The organism is Chryseobacterium artocarpi (assembly GCF_001684975.1).
GTDB classification, from domain to species: Bacteria; Bacteroidota; Bacteroidia; order Flavobacteriales; family Weeksellaceae; genus Chryseobacterium; species Chryseobacterium artocarpi.
Window position 1 is genome coordinate 670541 of the sequence record NZ_MAYH01000034.1, and the last position, 20001, is coordinate 690541.

At 34.2% G+C, this 20001-nt stretch carries 18 protein-coding genes; 9 read left to right on the top strand and 9 right to left on the bottom strand.

Going from position 1 to position 20001, the window contains the following annotated elements:
* Positions 1-51 precede the first annotated feature (51 nt).
* On the top strand, positions 52-576 hold the full coding sequence (locus tag BBI01_RS14565) for a 2'-5' RNA ligase family protein (protein ID WP_065395370.1): 525 nt from the start codon (positions 52-54) through the stop codon (positions 574-576).
* A 78-nt stretch (positions 577-654) separates the two neighbouring features.
* Positions 655-1209, top strand: a complete 555-nt coding sequence (gene ruvC, locus BBI01_RS14570; protein ID WP_065395371.1) for a crossover junction endodeoxyribonuclease RuvC — start codon at positions 655-657, stop codon at positions 1207-1209.
* 58 nt (positions 1210-1267) lie between these two features.
* Here ruvC and BBI01_RS14575 read toward each other — a convergent pair whose 3' ends face one another.
* Positions 1268-3169: a GEVED domain-containing protein gene (locus tag BBI01_RS14575; RefSeq protein WP_065395372.1), complete on the bottom strand. Its 1902-nt coding sequence runs from the start codon at positions 3167-3169 to the stop codon at positions 1268-1270.
* Between the two features lie 202 nt (positions 3170-3371).
* Between BBI01_RS14575 and BBI01_RS14580 the strand changes: the two genes are divergently transcribed.
* Positions 3372-4442 carry a DUF4407 domain-containing protein gene (locus tag BBI01_RS14580; RefSeq protein WP_065395429.1) on the top strand — a complete coding sequence of 357 codons (1071 nt, stop codon included), beginning with the start codon at positions 3372-3374 and terminating at the stop codon, positions 4440-4442.
* Positions 4442-6319, top strand: coding sequence for a M41 family metallopeptidase (locus BBI01_RS14585; RefSeq protein WP_228394013.1), 1878 nt, complete (start codon positions 4442-4444; stop codon positions 6317-6319). Before BBI01_RS14580 ends, BBI01_RS14585 begins: the two co-directional genes overlap by 1 nt.
* A gap of 157 nt (positions 6320-6476) precedes the next feature.
* Here BBI01_RS14585 and BBI01_RS14590 read toward each other — a convergent pair whose 3' ends face one another.
* From BBI01_RS14590 to BBI01_RS14625, 8 genes are all read right to left on the bottom strand, one after another.
* Positions 6477-8333, bottom strand: coding sequence for a GEVED domain-containing protein (locus tag BBI01_RS14590; RefSeq protein WP_065395374.1), 1857 nt, complete (start codon positions 8331-8333; stop codon positions 6477-6479).
* A 372-nt stretch (positions 8334-8705) separates the two neighbouring features.
* Positions 8706-10166 carry an IMP dehydrogenase gene (guaB, locus tag BBI01_RS14595; RefSeq protein ID WP_065395375.1) on the bottom strand — a complete coding sequence of 487 codons (1461 nt, stop codon included), beginning with the start codon at positions 10164-10166 and terminating at the stop codon, positions 8706-8708.
* 168 nt (positions 10167-10334) lie between these two features.
* Entirely contained in the window at positions 10335-10838 is a 504-nt protein-coding gene (locus tag BBI01_RS14600; RefSeq protein WP_065395376.1) for a DUF4252 domain-containing protein, read from the bottom strand.
* Positions 10839-10851: 13 nt separating this feature from the next.
* Positions 10852-12138, bottom strand: a complete 1287-nt coding sequence (locus BBI01_RS14605; protein ID WP_065395377.1) for a DUF4252 domain-containing protein — start codon at positions 12136-12138, stop codon at positions 10852-10854.
* Positions 12139-12153: 15 nt separating this feature from the next.
* Positions 12154-12837 carry a hypothetical protein gene (locus BBI01_RS14610; RefSeq protein ID WP_065395378.1) on the bottom strand — a complete coding sequence of 228 codons (684 nt, stop codon included), beginning with the start codon at positions 12835-12837 and terminating at the stop codon, positions 12154-12156.
* Positions 12812-13321, bottom strand: a complete 510-nt coding sequence (locus tag BBI01_RS14615; protein ID WP_065395379.1) for a GFO_1088 family ECF-type sigma factor — start codon at positions 13319-13321, stop codon at positions 12812-12814. Before BBI01_RS14615 ends, BBI01_RS14610 begins: the two co-directional genes overlap by 26 nt.
* Positions 13322-13420: 99 nt before the next feature.
* Positions 13421-14581, bottom strand: coding sequence for a GlmU family protein (locus BBI01_RS14620; RefSeq protein ID WP_065395380.1), 1161 nt, complete (start codon positions 14579-14581; stop codon positions 13421-13423).
* Positions 14582-14685: 104 nt separating this feature from the next.
* Entirely contained in the window at positions 14686-14937 is a 252-nt protein-coding gene (locus tag BBI01_RS14625; protein ID WP_027375398.1) for a type B 50S ribosomal protein L31, read from the bottom strand.
* Positions 14938-15121: 184 nt separating this feature from the next.
* Here BBI01_RS14625 and BBI01_RS14630 point away from each other — a divergent pair, with 184 nt between their 5' ends.
* The 5 genes from BBI01_RS14630 (at position 15122) to BBI01_RS14650 (ending at position 19909) form a co-directional block, all read left to right on the top strand.
* Positions 15122-16531, top strand: a complete 1410-nt coding sequence (locus BBI01_RS14630) for a hypothetical protein (protein ID WP_065395381.1) — start codon at positions 15122-15124, stop codon at positions 16529-16531.
* Positions 16531-16857, top strand: a complete 327-nt coding sequence (locus tag BBI01_RS14635; protein WP_065395382.1) for a nucleotide pyrophosphohydrolase — start codon at positions 16531-16533, stop codon at positions 16855-16857. The genes BBI01_RS14630 and BBI01_RS14635 overlap by 1 nt, the downstream gene beginning before the upstream one ends.
* A 73-nt stretch (positions 16858-16930) precedes the next feature.
* Positions 16931-18154: a 3-phosphoshikimate 1-carboxyvinyltransferase gene (locus BBI01_RS14640; RefSeq protein ID WP_065395383.1), complete on the top strand. Its 1224-nt coding sequence runs from the start codon at positions 16931-16933 to the stop codon at positions 18152-18154.
* A 90-nt stretch (positions 18155-18244) separates the two neighbouring features.
* Entirely contained in the window at positions 18245-18733 is a 489-nt protein-coding gene (locus BBI01_RS14645) for a hypothetical protein (RefSeq protein WP_065395384.1), read from the top strand.
* Between the two features lie 183 nt (positions 18734-18916).
* Positions 18917-19909, top strand: coding sequence for a phosphatidylinositol-specific phospholipase C (locus BBI01_RS14650; protein ID WP_228394014.1), 993 nt, complete (start codon positions 18917-18919; stop codon positions 19907-19909).
* The last annotated feature ends 92 nt before the right edge of the window (positions 19910-20001 follow it).

Genomic DNA, 20001 nt, shown 5'->3' on the forward strand with positions numbered 1-20001 from the left:
CATAATTTTCTTATGTATAAAAATTTTATGAAATTTATTTAAATTACCGTCATGAAAAAGAGGTACTTTATTGCCATTTACCCCCCAAGGGAAATTATAGAAGAAGTCAAAGTTTTTAAAAGAGACTTTGCTATTTCATATGACAACTCCAAGGCATTAAGCAATGAGGCACATATTACTCTTTTACCTCCCTTTCTCAGAGAACTTGAACTGGAAACCGATATTCATATTGCTTTTCAAAAAATAGATACGCAGATATCCCCATTTGAAGTTGAGTTGAACGGATTTGGAAGTTTTCCAAACCCTAATAACCCTGTGGTCTTTGTACATCCTGAAGATAATATTCATCTGACAGATCTTCACAACAGAGTAAAGCAACAGTTCAGTTTTGCCCATTTTTCTTTTAATCCACATATAACCGTAGGCTACAGAAATCTCACATGGGAAAATTACCTTAAAGCATGGGAAAAATATCAGAACAAAGAATATAAAACTAAATTCATAGTTGATAAAATTCTATTACTGCGTCATGAAGGGACATGGGTTCCAATAGCAGAGAAAAGTCTTACAGACTAAAATTTCAACCATATATAAAAAGTTTTTCACCTCTTTTCTGCTTTCAATATTGTTTTATAAAGTCATATCTTTGAACCAATGATTTCAGAGAAAATAATTTTAGGTATTGACCCAGGAACTACAGTTATGGGTTTTGGTCTTATTTCCGTTAAAAAAGGTAAAATGGAAATGGTTTCTGTTCATGAATTAATTCTAAAAAAATATCCAAACCACGAAACCAAGCTTAAATATATTTTTGAGAAAACCTTAGCATTAATCGACGAATATCACCCTGATGAAGTAGCATTGGAAGCCCCATTCTTTGGAAAAAATGTACAGAGTATGCTGAAGCTGGGACGTGCCCAAGGTGTAGCTATGGCAGCAAGCCTTTATAGAAATATCCCTATCACAGAATATTCTCCAAAGAAAATCAAAATGGCTATTACAGGAAATGGTAATGCCAGTAAAGAACAGGTCGCAGGCATGCTTCAAAACCTTCTTAAATTAAAAGAATTCCCAACAAAATATCTGGATGCATCAGATGGTCTTGCCGTTGCCGTATGTCATCATTTTAATTCCGGAACAATTGCAGATACAAAATCATACTCTGGATGGGATAGCTTTTTGAAGCAGAATCCGGACAGATTGAAATAAAAATACCCCTAAAAACATTTAATTTTTTAGGGGCAATTGATATTAAATTTTTCTTTCTTTAATCATTCAAGAATTTTTTAGACTCTTTTTTATTCTTACTAGAATAATTAATAATAAATGATCCTTTTGATAGCTCTTTGTCTATTTGGATTTCATTTTTATCAGTATTCCCTTTCTGAATAAGTCTACCACTCATTTCATAGATCTGATAATTTCCAAATACATCACTTCTATTTCCAACTAATTTTAGTTTATTTTCAGATTTCAGATAAACAATTTTTGATTCTGAAACATTTTGAGTCTCAACAGTACTCAGTTCTGAGCTTGTAATTCTCACTGCATAATCTTCCATTTGACCATATTGCAGTTGAGAGCAAGCAGATATATCTGGAAGATTACTTCCTCCGTATGTTGCTGCATCTACCGCAATTCTCATTCTCAGATAAGTGTTTTTTACTGCGGTTGCAGGAGGTGTAATATTATTTGTAAGAGTTGTGATATTTCCGCTGTTCAATAAATTTGAAGTATTATTTACAACTAATTCTGATTCGTCAAAAGATCCATTATTATTATAATCAATCCAAACCTTTGTTCTAAACTTTTCAGCTTGCTCAAATCCATTCAAATAGCTAACTTTTAACTCAGAGCTAGATCCTGATGGGATATCTGTGTAATAAGCAGGTCTTATACAAGTTGCAGCAGAATAATCTGCATAATAAATAGGTGCAACTTCATCAGAATCGTAACCATTTGTTGTACTATTGATAGAGCCTAACTGAACTTTAAAAGGTCCAATTGCAAAATTATTATTGGTCGGATGTAAAATCCCAGTCGGGTTACATTGAGCAGCTGCAATAGAAACTGGGGAAGGAATTATAATAGAAGGATCCTGAGCAGCAGTGGAATTAAGTAAATTTTTTCTATATTCCATCATCAGCATAATTGCTCTATCTCTTTGTCCTGCTGTAAATTTACGGTTAGAATTTGTATAATTCATTACATTATATTGTGTTCCATCATAATTCACTCCTGTACAAGGATCAATACTCGTATTATTAGGAATAGCAACACCATACATACTTCTTGATGGAGAAGTATCACAAACTCTATCTCCATTTACTGCACAATTTGTATTTAACGGACATGACGTCTGATTGGCATAGCTTACACCCTGAAATGTATGATAGAGTCCAAAAGCATGCCCCAACTCATGAGTAAGCGTAGTATCATTATTATTTTTGATCGTTGCAACCTTCATAAAACTTTCATAGGAGTAATCATAAGAATCGGGAAATGCAGCATATCCCATAAGTCCATATGATAATTGCTGCTCTCCATCAAAACCAATTACTACATAAATGTTAAAATATGAAGTTTCCGGCCAATGGGGCGCTAGGGTCTTCACCTGACTGTCATTGGCTCCATTACCAGCACCATCAGAATCAACCCCTCTTGTATCATATAATGGAATTGAACTTCCATTATATCTTACAATTCCTGTTGTAGGAGTACACTCTGGAGTTCTCTTTGCCAACACTAATTTGAATGGGATCACATTTCCTCCATCTGGTCCTGGTCCTTCAGGATAAAAACCATTTCCATAAGTTGTAGCATACATTCTGTTGGCTCTATCAATCCAATTAATAATTTCCTGATCGGTTAAACTTAAATTAGAATTTGCTGAAGCACTGGATTCTATGACATGTACGACAACAGGTATCTCAAACAACTGCCCGTTATACCGACCATTCCAAGAGGTAGTACCCCCAACTCTGTTGAGATAAGTTTGTTTATCAATACTCCTTAATTTCTCTTCTACCGCTTCCCGTCTTTTCTTCAATTCAGGATATTTCATGTCCAATTTTCTCATATTTTCATCAAAACCACAAAAATGACCTTGATTCTGAGAAAAAGCATTAAAAAACAACAAAAGCATAGAAAAAATAGTAATTTTCTTCATTATTATATTTTTTTTTATTTATAACAAAACAAAAATACATATTTAATAGTTAATCATCAAAAAAAAACAAAACCCTTTTGATTAATTGAGTTATATTATTTATTAATAGATTAAGTCTATTAATGAAATTACTTGGTAAAACATAATACTATCTTTTACATTGGTATGATTTTTAATACTACCTTTGTATAAATTTTCTATGATGAAAACAAACCAACAAACTATAAATCAAGTGAATCATAAAATTAATTGGTTCCAAAAGTTTCTGATGCTCTGCTCAGGCGGAAACATTCATATTTTAAGAAAGACACCTAGTGAATGGAATAAATTCGCAGGAATTGGCGGTATTGTACTCTTTACCGCGGTATTTGCAACATTATCTGCAGGCTATGCTATGTATACAGTATTCGATGATATATGGACATCTGTAGGATTTGGAATCTTATGGGGATTAATGATCTTTAATCTGGACCGCTATATCGTTTCTTCCATTAAGAAAACCGGAACATGGTGGAATCAGATTCTAATGTCTATTCCACGTTTGATACTTGCTACATTTTTAGGAATTATTATTTCCAAACCTTTAGAGCTTAAAATATTTGAAAAAGAAGTAAACAAACAGCTGAATACCATTATTCAAAGAAATAAAAAACAACTTCAAGGTGAAATGACCGGAAGGATTCTCCAGCAAAGCGGACCTTTTGAGACAGAAAAGAAACAGATTGCAGAAAAAGTTGCTGTATATCAGAAAGCTTATGATTCCGCGTCTGTGGAACTTGAGAAGGAAATTTTGGGAAAACAATCTGGTTTAACGAGTGGTAAAGAAGGTTTCGGACCTAATGCCAAACGTAAACAACAACTAAAGGAACAACGCAGACAAGATCTTGAAAACTATCAGAAACAGGCTGCTCCAAGATTAGAATATCTTGATAAAGAGATTTCAAAAGTATATACTAATCTGGAAACAGAACGAAAATCTACAGAAACTTTTGAAGATAAGTTCAATGGTTTTGCAGCTAGATTACAGGCATTAGACGAGTTAGGAAAAAATTCTGCAATAATAGGTCTTGCAGCAACTTTTATCATGGGATTATTTATCTGTCTTGAGATTTCTCCGGTTTTGGTAAAATTAATTTCTCATGTAGGACCTTATGATTACCTTTTGGAAAAAACTGAAAATGACTTTAAACTGTATTCCAAAGAAAAAATTGAGAAAGGAAATGCTCTTACAGATTTTAGAATCGAAGACTTCAAGGATAATTTAAAAAATTAATGTATTTTTCATACATGATTATTGATAAAGAAGAAATTCAGAAGAAAAAGAAAAAGCTGGACGATTGTAAAGCTTTCCTAAAAAAAGAGTTCATCGGAATAGATAAAATTATCGATGACCTTATGGAATATATCCAGATCTGGTACTTAATGCCTGAAATCCTGACAAGACCTGTTGTGATCAATCTGTGGGGAATGACAGGTGTAGGAAAAACAGACCTTGTTAGAAAGATGGTTCGTTTTCTTGATTTCCAAAACCGTTTCGTAGAAATTGAATTAAATAATACGGATGAAACTTCATGGAGTAAAAATGTTTCCGACATATTACAAAGCAATGGTTTAAGTGATGAAAAGCCAAGCATCGCTCTTTTTGATGAAATCCAACGTTTTTATACTATAGATCCTGACGGAACTCCGGTTTCACAAACTAAGTTTACGGATTTCTGGGAACTTTTAAGTGATGGACGTCTAAGTAAAAAGGAACGCGATGATCTAGAACATTATCTGTTCTCGTATCTTTTCAGGAAAAAGGAGAATGACAGACGCAAGCGTAATGGTGAAACCGAGCTAGATGAAAACCCTTATCTCAACATGTGGGATGCAAAGGAACTGAAGAAATACCTTAGCATGGAAGATGATGTAATGAGCATCATTGATATGAAAGAGGAGGATATGATTAAGCTGATTCGTAAGAAACAAAAGGAAAAGAAAATTTATGAGCCTGTAGATTACAGCAAAATGCTTATCATTATCAGTGGAAACCTTGATGAAGCTTTTCAAATGTCAAAGGAAACAAGTGAAGCTGATGTAGATGCGAATATTTATCATGCATTCACTAAAAAGATCACGATGGTTGATATTAAGAATGCTCTTGCCAGAAAATTCCGTCCTGAGCAGGTGGCAAGATTCGGAAATATTCACCTAATCTATTTTTCTTTAAAGACTGAGGATTTTCAAAAACTTATTCAACGTGAAATCAATAATCTGAAACAAAAAACTAAGAATAAATTTGGCGTTTCATTAAAAATAAATAAAAATATCAATGATCTGATCTACAGAAACGGTGTATTTCCAGTACAAGGAGTACGTCCTGTATTCAGTAGTGTGGTAGATATTCTGGATACCAATCTCAGTAAATTTCTGTTTGATGCTATTATTCATGATGACAAGAACATAGAAATAGATTATCTGCAGGATAAAAAAATGATTATCGGGAAAATCGGTACAAGAATGGTTGAGATTCCTTATTTAGGAAGAATTGACAGTATACGACAAGCTAATCAACAGGATGCGGTGGCAAATATCAGTGTTCATGAATGTGGTCATGCTGTCTCCTATATTTTATATACAGGTTTTGCTCCATTACAGCTTAAAAGTAAGGTTGCGAGTAGTTATGCGGCAGGCTTTACATTCCCTCATCAAATTCATGATACAAAAGAAAGCCTTCTGGATAGAATTAAGATTTATCTTGCGGGCGGAATTGCTGAAGAAATAATTTTTGGAGATAAAAATGCCAGCATCGGACGAAGTCATGATAGAGAACAGGCTACAAGTCTTGCTATAGATTATATCAGAAAATATGGCTTTGATGATGATTATCAGGCAACTTATAATCTGGAAGATTATTCTCATCGTATGCAACAGCATATTACAGATGATAAGATAGAAAAACTGATGCAGGAACTCGCAAAAAAAACAAAAGAAGACCTCACTTTACATATAGATCTTCTGAAAAACATGAGTATAGGGCTTAGCAAAAAAGGAAACATGACCCCAAAAGAAATTTATGATATTGCTACTCAACATAAATTAAAAGTGAGCATTAAAGAGGAAGGATATCTTCACATTGCAGAGTATCATAATTTATTGAATTCCTAGATCATTTATTTTAAAATATATTTCAACCTTTCAGTTTATTCTGGGAGGTTTTTATTTTTATAAAAACTCAGATATTAAGGCTTCTATACTCCCCCAAAGCTAAATAAAAATACCCCCATTAAATGGAGGTATTTCTATGTATTTGTTTGAATCAAAATTATTTAATGATCAACTTAGACGTTTTGCTGTCTTTACCATTAGAAATTTGAATCATATAAACTCCTTTTTCTAATTGTTGGTTCACTTTATAGATTCCATTTCCTTCTTCAGCTACAGCTGGGCTTGCTACCAATCTTCCTGCCATGTCTGAGATTGAAACTTTTAAGTTCTTACCATTTTTAGCTTTGATGAAAATTTTATCCCCAGTTGCAACCGGGTTAGGATAAACTACTAGATCATCATTATTAGCTTTTACTTCGTTTGTGCTCAAGCTTGTTCTTAAAGTTACAGAATAGTCTTCTACTTGTCCGTAATTTAACTGCCCACAAGCTGTTATTGATGCAGGGTTTGTAAAATCAGATAAAACTCTCATTCTCAAAGGAGTATTTAAAACTGCTGTAGCAGGTGGAGTGAAAGTAGCAGAAAAATTGCCTATTTCACTCACAGGATCAACAGCTACTTGATTTCCTGAAGCAACTAATTCTGACGTTTCAAATGTTCCATTATTGTTATAATCAATCCATACTCTTACAGATTGAGGATTACCTAAGAATCCTACCTGAACATTCTGAGGCTGATTAACAGTTAATTCTGTATGAGCATTCATTATACAATTCTTTGTAGTATAATCCATATAAAATTCAGGATTCCCTCCCCAGGCACCTGCTGTAGAATTATTAATACTGCCTAATTTAACAGATGTAGGTCCTACTAAAGTACCTCCTGCTGCTGAGTTCGTTCTACCGGAAGGAAGACATGTAGCTGCTACTGGTGTAGTAGGAAGAGTTGTAACAGGTAAAGCAGTTGCTCCTTTTGATGTTGTTAAGCTACTTTTAAGCAACATAAAAAATGTATCAATTCTATCTCCCTGCCCTGGAGTAAATTTTTGAGCAATTGAATTACTATAATTCATCATATTATACTGTACACCTTGATAATTGGTTTGAGTACAAGGATTAATTGTTGCATTCGTAGGAGGAGCTCCATAAAATGCAGCTCCAGCTCTTTCCGTATCACAAACCATATCGTCATCTTCTTCACAATTTCCAGTGGTTTCAGGACAATAATCAGGATCGGTACTTGGCAATGAATAATCGGCCTCACCAAATGTATGATATAATCCCATTGCATGACCGAATTCATGAGCAAATGTTGTATCGTGTAGATTTGTAACCACTCCCGCCTTCATAAATGATTCATAATTAGAATTTGCAAAATTAGGGAATGCAGCAAATCCCATTAAACCAGAATTAGGAGAAGTATCCCCATCAAACATGCTAATTAAATAAATATTAAAATAAGATTCCTCTGACCAGTGCGGAGCTAATGTTTTAATTGCATCCATGCTTGCACCTATGTTTGTCTCTTGTGCTACCCCTCCAGTACTATACCCTGGAATAGTACTACCATTATATCTTACAATTCCAGTAGTCTCTGTGCAATTAGGTGTCCTTTTTGCTAATACTAATTTAATTGGAAAAACAGCGGATGCGCCAAAATCTCCAGGTATCCCACCAACTGGCCAAGGATATGTACCAGCATACATTTTATTTGCATTCTCTATCCAGTTTTGAATTTGAGCATCTGTTCTATTAAATGAACTACCACCTCCTTCAATGACGTGAACAACAACAGGAATTTCATATACTCCATTTACGTTTTTATGAAACACAGAAGATGGGTTATTTCTATCCACTCGCATTTTTCTTACGATTTTCTCCATTGCTAATCTTGCTCCTGGAAACTTTTGATCATTTTCTTTCAAAAGTTTTTCAAATCCACAGACTCTTTGTTGTTGCTGCGCAGCAAATGAAAGGGAAAATAGCATTGCTCCATAAAGGAAAGTTTTCTTCATTTCAATAATTTTTAAAAAGTTTTTAAATTTACAACATTACAATAATCAAACGTATATTTTACTTATTTTTTTCAATCAAAACACAAATAAAACATAAATATCATTACAGTTAGTAGTAAAAAATACTTTTTTGTTACATTTACTAAAATTCAAACTTAACAATTTAAATGAATATTTTTTAAACCGAATTACAACAATAGGTTATTTTAATAAAAAATTCACTTAAAATAATATTTATTAAAGTCGCAAAATAATCAAACAACTATTTAATAATCAATACTAAAAAAGCAATAAACCGAATTAACTCTAATTATAAACAAAAATAAAAGCCGCACAAATGTGCGGCTTTTATAATATGAATTAAAATCTTTTTTATAAAGAATAATTCGGAGCTTCCTGAGTGATAATTACATCGTGTGGGTGAGATTCTTTCAATCCACTTCCTGTAATCATTACCAATTTGGAATCTTTCTGTAAAGCTTCGATATCTTTAGCTCCACAGTATCCCATACCTGCTCTTAAACCACCTGTTAATTGGAAAATTACATCTTCTAATTTTCCTTTGTGTGGTACTCTTCCTTCAATTCCTTCCGGAACGAATTTCTTAGCTTCACTTTGGAAATATCTTTCTTTTCCTCCTCTCTTCATTGCAGAAAGACTTCCCATACCTTGGTAAGACTTGAATTTTCTTCCCTGGAAAATAATTTCTTCTCCCGGAGCTTCATCTGTACCAGCTAAAAGAGATCCAAGCATCACTGCTCCTGCTCCACTTGCGATAGCTTTTACAATATCTCCTGAAAGCTTGATACCACCATCAGCAATTACTGTTACATTTTTAGATTTTGCGTATTCGTATACGTTGTAAATAGCTGATAACTGAGGAACACCAACTCCAGCAACTACTCTTGTTGTACAGATAGAACCAGGTCCTACTCCTACTTTAAGAACATTTGCTCCTGCTTCGATAAGATCTTTTGCTGCTTCTGCAGTTACAATATTTCCTCCCACGATATCTAAGTTTGGATATGCTTTTCTTATTTCAGAAATTTTATCCAATACTCCTTTAGAATGCCCGTGAGCAGAGTCAATAGCTATAATATCCACTCCAGCCTGAACTAAAGCTTTAATTCTTTCTAATGTATCTTCTCCAACTCCAACTCCGGCTCCTACGATTAGGCGACCGTTTCCATCTTTATTAGCATTTGGATATTCTAATTGATTATCAATATCCTTGATCGTAATTAATCCAACAAGTTTGTTATCTTTATCTACGATAGGCAGTTTTTCCACTCTGTTTTTAAGAAGGATTTCTTTTGCTTTTTCAAGGTTGGTATCTTTGTCTGAAGTGATCAGGTTATCTTTTGTCATGATCTCCTCCACTTTGATATCAAGATTTTCCTGATACTTTACATCTCTGTTTGTAATGATTCCGATAAGAACATTATCAGCATCTACCACCGGTAAACCTGAAATTTTGAACTTAGACATCATTTCTTTAGCTTGTCCTAAAGTGTGATCTTTAGAAAGAGTAACCGGATCAGAGATCATTCCGTTTTCGGAGCGCTTTACGCGGTTTACTTGTGCTGCCTGCTCGGCAATCGTCATGTTTTTGTGAATAAAGCCTAAACCTCCAACTCTTGCCAGCGCAATTGCTAAATCACCTTCAGTAACTGTGTCCATCGCAGCGGAAACTATCGGAACATTCAGCGTGATTTTGTCGGTAAGTCTTGATTTTAATGAAACCTGGTTAGGTAAAACTTCTGAATAAGAAGGGACTAGAAGAACGTCATCGAAAGTGATGGCTGTCTCTACAATTTTGTTATGAATAGACATCTTTACTTTCTTTGCAAAATTAGGTTATTTTGACGAGATATGAAAATCCTTTTTGATAGTTTAAATAAAATTTAATAATCAATAACTTAAATCGAAAAACCATTCCTTTACAGGAACGGCTTTTCTTCACAAAATAATTTTGGTATGTACGAAATACTTGCTTTATTTTTATTTATAGCTAACGGAATTGATCATTTTTGAGATATCCTCAGGCGTAAAATTCCCTTTTACATCCACAAAAACCAATTCTTTATTCTTGGAATCCACTGTAAGCAGCATATTCTTTATCACATCTCCATTCTGTTTCACTCGTATATTAATATTATCACCGTCATGTTTAATGGTTGCCCAATCTTCATAATGATTATCACTTAAATATTGTGCATAGTCATTCAGCATATCTTGGTTTCCATTGGTTACAGTAAGAACTTTTATTTTTGACGCTTTCTTTACAAGCTTAATTGTTTCTTCACTTTCTCCCTCTTCCCTTAATGCTTTTTTTATATAAGACTTTGCTAAGAACATCGGAACATTTACGCTCATAAATTTTGCTCCTTTAAAATCCTGTTTTGAATTGGCAAAGAAATCGATATTAGGTTTCTCTGAAACAATACATGACTGAAGCATACCTATTGCCCAAACAATGAGAAAAGTTTTTATAAGAATTTTCATAGTTTTTGTTTTTTTATTTCACTTGCTTAAAACTTCCTCCTGATACCTTGTCTATTTTTGCATTCAATTCAGGATCTCCTTTCAGCTTAACAGCAGCACCGGATGATACACTTACTTTCAATTTATCCGTTACAAACAGAGAAAGACTTGATCCTGATGTAGATTCTACTACCGCTGTGTTTATTTTAAGTTCTTCTGCCTTACATGAAGAGCCACTGCTAACATCCATATGGGCAGTATTTACCGATCCTGATAAATTAACACTTGCTCCGCTTGAAATATCTAAATTGATTTTAGGAACATTAATTTCAGTTTTTAATATAGAACCAGAACCTACCACAACATTCGCAGCCTGATTGATATTAAACTTTCCTTTAATAATGGAACCTGATTCCGCATCTATGTTCACTGCATTTTCAGCAATAGGATTCACGGCAGTAAATACACTTCCTGAAGAAGTTTTTATCCCGTTTAGATGAGGAGATGAAACATTTACATTCAAATTTTTAAATCTTAGGTTTCTTGCTCCTTTATTATCTACATAGATCTTTAATACTCCGTTTTCAACTTCAGTAATTACATTCTGAAGCTTATCCGCATCAGCAATGACTTTTACACTTCTTGGGCTCTCCTGCTTATAGACAACATTAACCCCCATGCTTACATCTATCCTTGAGAACTCACCTACATTTCTACTGTCACCATTAAGGTAAGAAGATGCATTTTCTGCTGTAAGATCGTTTTTTAAAGCTGTTTTTGCCGGAACTGCTGCAATTTCTCCAGAGCTAATGATTTTATTCACATCGGACATTCTCATTTTCCCGTTCAGAATAAAAATAACGTTCTCATCTTCAGAATCCACATTGAACACAAGATTTTCAAGATAGTTATCCTTTTCTTCTTCAGCCAGAAATTTCATCGAAGTACCATCACTGTTCAGCGTCATCAGTTCGTTGAAATTAAGGGATTTCAATGCTCTATTAACTTTTTCGCTTTGCTGAGCATTCAGTTTTATATTTTGACCATTTTCGTTCTTTAAATCATCCGGGAATGTTGCTTTTGGGATAATCAGAATTTTAAGTCCGTCAACCTCATTCAAAATAGGTTTAATCTTTCCAACATAAGCATCGTTAACATCTATCGTGTTCAATAGTTTGAACATAGGTTTTTTAATATTGATAGATGTAACTCCTCCATTCTTTTCAAAATCCTGAAAAAGTTTATTTAATTTATCAGTTTGCGCAGAATAAGTCGCAAAGCTGGTTAAAATCATCGCTATTATAAAAAATATTTTTTTCATGGGATTAATCTGGTTTTAGTATTCGTTGTCAAGGTTTTCGTTTCTTTGAGAAGATGCCACAGTCTTTTTAAACTCGTTTCCAAGTTTCATAAAGGAATATTTTGTAACATCGATTGCTTCTTTTTCACTACTGATCCTTTTTCCGTTTACAATTACATAAGAGTCATTATACATTGTAGAGTCATTGGAGGTTTTATTACTGATAGAAGAGTTGTCTGCATATCTTGGTTTTCTTTCTTTTTTCAGTCTTCCTCTTTTGGGCAGTATTTCATCCAGAACATCTTTTTCAGCAACAGGGTTTTCCTGAAAGATGGAATCTTTTTTTGTTCCGGAAATAGAATCTGTATGATTCACTGCTACTTGTGCTTCGTGATCTTTATTTTCTTCAATGAAGCTGGATTTTTGTCTTAAAACTTCATCTTTTACCAGTTTTTCCTGATCCAGCACACCAGCACCGGAATCTCTATTATTAAGGAATAACCCGATACTGAACACCAGCATCACACTGGCTGCCATCCAGAACCATTTAGGAAAAGACGGTTTTTTCTTTTCTTCCAGCGGAATAATAGGAGTTACGCTTTGTTCTGGTTCTGTACCTTCTGCTTTTTGAAGAAAGTCTTCAAAACTCCAGTCCATTTTTTCTTCCTTTATATCTTGGAAGACTTTATCGTATTTATCTTGTAATTGATCTTTTTTCATAGCTCATCAGTTGTGAGATTTGTTCTTTTACTTTTTGTCTCGCTCGCATAAGGTTTACCCTTACTGCATTTTCCTCCATTTCCAGCATTTCAGAAATTTCGGAAACATCATAGTCTTCTACATCTTTCAAGTGGATGACCATCTTCTGTTTTTCCGGGAGCTGATTGATAAATCCTATAATATGTTCCTTAAGGTTATCAACTTCCATACTATAAAGCTCCGATCTGTGAAGCTGCATATCCGCAAAGCCGATCTTTACGTCGTGATGCTTCAGCCGATTCAGACATTCGTTCCGGACGGACTTCAGTGCATAGGATTTTAAATTTCCAAACTGCTCAAGCTCATCCCTTTTCTGCCAAAACTTCATCATGAGATCCTGTACCACATCTTCCGCTTCATCACTGCTCATGACGAATCGCTTCGCAAAACGATACATCTCGTCTTTGAGAATAAACACCGTATTCTTGAAAGTTTCCTGGGTCATGAGTTTTGTTTCTTATAGGTAAGACAACTAAAGTTTCAAATCTATTACATCAAAAATAAAAAAACTTCAAAAAAAATTGAAGTTTTTATTATAATCGGATTAATACGTATCAAAAATATGTTTAAGGATAGACTTATCCTCCTCTGTTAAAGCTACTTTTCGTCTTGCCATAGCTCTTTCCGCTACTTCATAGACTTTATCAAGTTTAAATCTTTCATCATCTTTCAATCCGCCCCAAGAAAAGCTCTCTACAAGATTTGGTGGAAAACCTGGCTTGAAGATATTGGATGCTACCCCAATCACAGTTCCTGTATTTAGCTGTGTATTGATTGCTGTTTTAGAATGATCTCCCATGATAAGTCCGGCAAACTGTAATCCTGTATCTTCAAATGCTTTGGTTCTGTAACTCCAGAATTTTACATTTCCGTAGTTGTTTTTCATGTTTGAAGAATTTGTGTCTGCACCGAAATTACACCACTCTCCAATTACTGAGTTCCCTACAAAACCTTCATGCCCTTTACTGGAATATCCGAAGATGATAATATTATTCACCTCTCCTCCTACTTTACAATGCGGTCCTATTGTAGTTGCTCCGTAAATTTTTGCGCCAAGGTTAAATTTGGAATCATCACAAAGTGCAATGGGTCCACGAAGATGACAGCCTTCCATCACTTCAGTATTTTTACCGATATAAATTTTACCAGTTTTCGTATTGATCGTTGAAAATTCAATAGACGCTCCCTCTTCGATGAAAAGGTCTTTTTTATCCCCTAAAAAGCCATTTGTAGAAGACAGTTCCTGAGAAGTTCTACCTTTGGTAAGCAGATCAAAATCGAAATCGATGGCGTAATGATTATAAGTAAAGAGGTCTTTAGGTTTTTTAAAGAAAATCAGTTCTTCTTTGATATCGGTCATCTTCTCGATCTGATTCAAAGAAAATCCTTTCATATTAATTTTTGCAGCTACCAATTCATCTTCATATACCAGTGCTTCTCCCTGTTTAAGATCTTTTATCTGTTGAATAACAGTTTCTGTAGGAATGAAGTTTGGAACCAGAAAAAGGCTTTCTTTATCTTCCGGATTTTTAAATTTATCCTGAAGATACGTTTCTGTAAAATAGGTAACTTCAGTATTCCCGAGGATCTTTTGCCATCTCTCAGAGAATGTAAGGATTCCACATCGCATTGCGGCAACAGGTCTGGTAAAAGTAAGCGGAAGGAAGTCTTCCCAATATTGTGCGTCTGAAAATACTAATTGCATCACTCAGTTTTTAATTTAAGGTTTAAAATTCAAGGTTAACAAATTTACAATAAAAAAGTCTCCCAAATAATTGGAAGACTTTTTTATATTTTAAATTACAAAAATTACTTAGCGAATTTTTTGTATTTGTTCATGAACTTATCAACTCTACCTGCAGTGTCAACTAATTTAACTTTACCAGTGTAGAAAGGGTGAGAAGTTGAAGAGATTTCCATTTTGATTAGTGGGTACTCTTGTCCTTCGAACTCGATAGTGTCTTTTGTTTCTGCAGTAGACTTGCAAAGAAACACCTCGTCGTTACTCATATCTTTGAAAACAACAAGTCTATAATTTTCTGGGTGAATTCCGTTTTTCATAATACAATTTTTAAAAAAATTAAAGTTTGCTTTCGAAATAGTAATGGATATTTCTCTGCTAATTTTAGGTTGCAAAAGTACAACTTTTTTTCTAATTTCCAAATACTGAATCCAATATTTTTTTAATGATAAGAAATTCAAAGTATTTTCGTTAAATTTGGAACCTACTTAAACTTTAATTTCGATGAAATTCAAATTATTACTGGCTTTTTCTTTCTGGATGCTACTTGTCGCAGTATCATGTAATAAGGATGACATTACGTTTGATACTCCTTCACAGCAGTTAAGTTTTTCAAAAGATACGGTATTCTGTGATACAGTTTATCATCAGGTACGTTCAGAGACTTATGTTGTAAAGGTATATAATAATGAAGACAAGGATATTTTAATTCCAAGGGTAAATCTTGAAAAAGGAGCAACTTCATTATATAGAATCAATGTAGACGGAAAACCGGGATATGATTTTAAGGATGTTCCTTTAAGAAAGAAAGACAGTCTTTATATTTTCGTTGAAATTGCTCCACAGGCAACAGGACCAGAAGCTATTGCTGAAGATAAAGTAGTTTTCACCGGTCCGGCTGGACAGCAGCATGTGACTTTATTTTCAGTAGTTCAGGATGCTGAATTCTTTATTCAGACTCCTACGAACCCTAATACCATTACCAGCTCTACAACCTGGCATAATAATAAGGCTAAGATTATCTACGGAAATCTTACTATTGATGAAAATGTGACCCTGGATATAGATCCGGGAACCAAAGTATACTTCCACAAAAACAGTGGAATGAAGGTTGCCAAGGGCGGTGTTTTGAATATCAATGGAACAAAGGATGATCAGGTAATTCTACGTGGAGACAGAAATGATCCTTATTATGATACTATTTCTAAAAACTGGAATTCTATAAGGATGGAAGCCAACTCTATTCTTAATATGAATCATGCAAGACTTTTCGGAGGAACGAAAGGATTGGAACTGAGACAATCGAAAGCTAATATTACGAATTCATTTATTCATACATTCTTTGAATATGGAATTTACGCTGTAGGTGCTACAATTGATGCGAACAACCTTGTGATGAACAATTGCGGATTATCTTGTATCGGAATTTTCAGAGGTGGAAAGCACAATTATACTCATGCTACGATTGCCAACTATTCCAAATCTATGGGAACGTTTGACAGAAATGGGATTTTCGCAACGAATGAATGGAAAAATGATGCAGGACAAACCGAGCAAGGAGCTTTACAGGAGCTTAATATAAGAAACAGTATCGTCTATTCTGACAGAGATAATTCTGTACAATTTGAACAGACTCCGGGACAGCAGTTTGAATTTTTAATTCAAAACTGCCTGTTGAAATATTCAGGAACGTCTGAAGCAGGTTTCCCTTTTGATAATAATACAAAGGTCATACAGAGTATTAAAAATGAGGAGCCACAGTTTATGAACTATTTTATGGCAAAAATGAACCTAAGAGTAAAACCTACATCTCCGGCTATTAATAAAGGAAATGTATCTGTTGCAGGAACTGTTCCTCTTGATATTGTCAATGTATCCAGAACTACTAATCCAACTCTTGGTGCTTATCAATAATGGAAATTACACAACTACAGCAACAAGTCGATGAATGGATCAAAACCATCGGCGTAAGATATTTTAATGAGCTGACCAATATGGCAATGCTTACCGAAGAAGTAGGCGAAGTGGCAAGAATCATTGCAAGAAGATATGGTGAGCAAAGTGAAAAGGAAAGTGACAAGAGTAAAGATCTTGGGGAAGAACTGGCAGATGTGCTTTTTGTAACGTTATGCCTAGCCAACCAAACCGGAGTGAATCTACAGGATGCTTTTGACAGAAAAATGAAGATCAAAACGGACCGCGATAAGGACCGTCATCAGAATAATGAAAAATTAAAATAATTATAGATTATGAGTTATCAATCATCACAATATTGCTAACTCATAATTTTTTAATTTAATGCAGTAAATAACAATGAAGAAGCTGGAAAAATCAAAATTAACAGGAAATAAGACGGTACAGATCAGCGGTTCGAAGAGTATTTCGAATCGTTTATTGATTTTGGAAAGTTTATTTAAAAATATAACGATTGGGAACTTATCTAATTCTCAGGATACTCAATTACTTAAAAAGGCATTATCTGAAGTTACAGATGTTGTGGATATCCACCACGCGGGAACTGCAATGCGTTTTCTTACTTCATATTATTCTATTCAGGAAGGAAAAACAACCGTACTTACCGGTTCTGGAAGAATGAAGGAAAGACCTATCAAGAATTTAGTAAGTGCTTTAAGAGATCTTGGTGCTGAGATTGAATACATGGAAAATGAAGGTTTTCCGCCTTTAAAAATCACAGGAAAAAAGATTACACAGACTTCAGTGAATGTTCCTGCTAATATTTCCAGCCAGTTTATCACTTCTTTGCTTCTTATTGCCGGAAAGCTTGAAAATGGTTTGGAGATTCATCTTGTGGGTGAAGTAACTTCGAGATCTTATATTGAAATGACTCTTGATATTCTGACAAGGTTCGGAATTAAAAACAGTTTTGAAGGAAATACGATTAAAGTAGAGCCTTTCAATCCGGATAATGGATCTACAACAGATAGCTATGAGGTAGAAAGTGACTGGAGCTCGGCGTCTTACTTCTACTCTATTTGTGCTTTGGGAAGAGAAACTATTCATCTGAAAAGTTTTTATAGATCTTCTACCCAGGGAGATTCTGCAATTGCAAAAATATATGAAGACTTCTTCGGAGTTAAAACTATTTTTACTGAAGATGAGCACAAATTAACTTTAGAACCTCAACAAGGTTTTGTATTCCCTGAAAAGATTGTTCTGGATATGAATAATTGCCCGGACATCGCACAAACACTTTGTGTAACGGCAGCAGCATTAAAGATTCCTTTTGAAATCTCAGGACTGGGAACGTTAAGAGTAAAGGAAACTGACAGACTTCAGGCATTATATAATGAACTGAAAAAACTGGGCACTGAGACAGAAATTACAGACCTTACCATTGAATCTGTAAGCTTTGGAGAACCTGAAAATAATATTTCCATTAAAACATATCAGGATCACAGAATGGCAATGAGTTTTGCACCTTTTTGCCTGATTAAAGAGCTTAATATCGAAGATGAAAATGTCGTAGAAAAGTCTTATCCGATGTTTTGGGAAGATCTTGCCAATGTGATGAATTAATTTGAAAACTTTATGAATGCAGTAATCTGAAAAAGGGTGATTATACTTCTTTTAAATTACTGCATTCATTAATTATATAGACGCCATTTCATGAAAAAGTATTTCTTTTTATTTGCCTTAGCACTTCCTTTGTCGCTTTGGGCACAGTATCTTCTTCCTAATGAAGAAATCATTTATTCCTTTGAGACAAAAGCCGGAAAGAAAATGACTTTGGTAAAGGATAAACAAGATCAATATATACAATACCGATTCGGAAGTAAAAATCATGTAGATATGCAATTTCCTGCTGAAAGAACAAAAGACAGCTGGAAAAAATTCAAATACAAATCTTATATGCGTGGTGGTGGAAAACAAAATGCTGCAATGGAGCTTAGTTACTTAACCTTTACTAACAAGGGTTATCAGTACCAGCTCTATAAAACGTATTATGCAGAAGATGGTTCTTACAATACAGGAATCACTATAACTGATAGTAGGGGCAAGGAAACTGAAATTCCCGGAATTTATAAAACAATAAAGGGCTGTATATGTAATCTGGAGGAATCTACATTAATAGAAAAAGAAGATACGGGATTATAATTCGTAACGATTCACATAAAAAAGCATCCGGCTATGAACTCCTTTCCCGGCTGAAAGAAGATTTCATATTTTAATTTGATCACGTTATTTACCTCTCAACAACTTAACCATCTTTTAAAGTTAAATTAACTCCTATCTGTTTGAAATATTACTATTTTTAAAATACAATTAAAAAAATAAACTATGTTCAAACACCACATGAAATATGTAAAAAATTTTACACTGAGTATCGCGACAGCAACTGTTTTCTTTTCTTGTTCGGAAAGTACTCTTGACAGAGATTCAAATGAAATGTCTACTATTCAAAAGGCAAATTATAAGGTTTCATCTCGAGCTGCAATTGAAATGAACAGCTGGATGTCCGGTTTACAGGATAATATTTCAATTTCAAAAATTTCAATCCCTGGAACTCATGATTCCGGAGCGCGTATAGATGCTCCTGTAGTATCAGGAACCGCTAAAACCCAGGATCTTAGTATTGCAGAACAACTGAATGCAGGAGTTCGTTTCCTTGATATCCGTTGTAGACATATTGATAATTCTTTTACAATTCATCACGGTCCTATTTATCAGAATTTAAATTTTGATGATGTTCTTAATGCCTGTTATTCATTTCTGGAGAGTCATCCTTCGGAAACGATTATCATGTCTGTAAAAGAAGAGCATGATCCTTCAAATAATACCAGAAGTTTTGAGAAAACCTTTGATGCTTATGTTCAGAAAAACTCGGCAAAGTGGAATCTTGGAACTAATATTCCAACGCTTGGAGAAGTAAGAGGGAAAATCAGATTGTTAAGAAGATTCTCTGCTGAAACAGCAAAAGGAATCAACGCAACATCATGGGCAGATAATACAACATTTGAAATCAATAATCCAGGCGCCCAACTAAAAGTTCAGGATTATTATAAGGTGACAAACAATGATGATAAATGGAATGGTATTTCCAATCTGTTCAACGAAGCGAAAAACAGCAACAGCGACAGACTTTTCATCAATTTTACAAGCGGTTATAAACCTGGAATATTCGGAATTCCAAGTATTCCTACTGTTTCAAATAACATTAATCCGAGACTTAAAACATATTTTCAATCCAACACTAAAGGTTCTTTTGGAATTATGCCGATGGATTTTGTGAATGCAGAATTATCCGGACTGATTGTAAAAACCAATTTCTAGATTAATTTATTTGTTAGATTTATTGTTAGGCTATCTCTGTTTAGGGATAGCCTTTGTATATTATAAAATATTTTTCCCACAGCTAGAGGGAA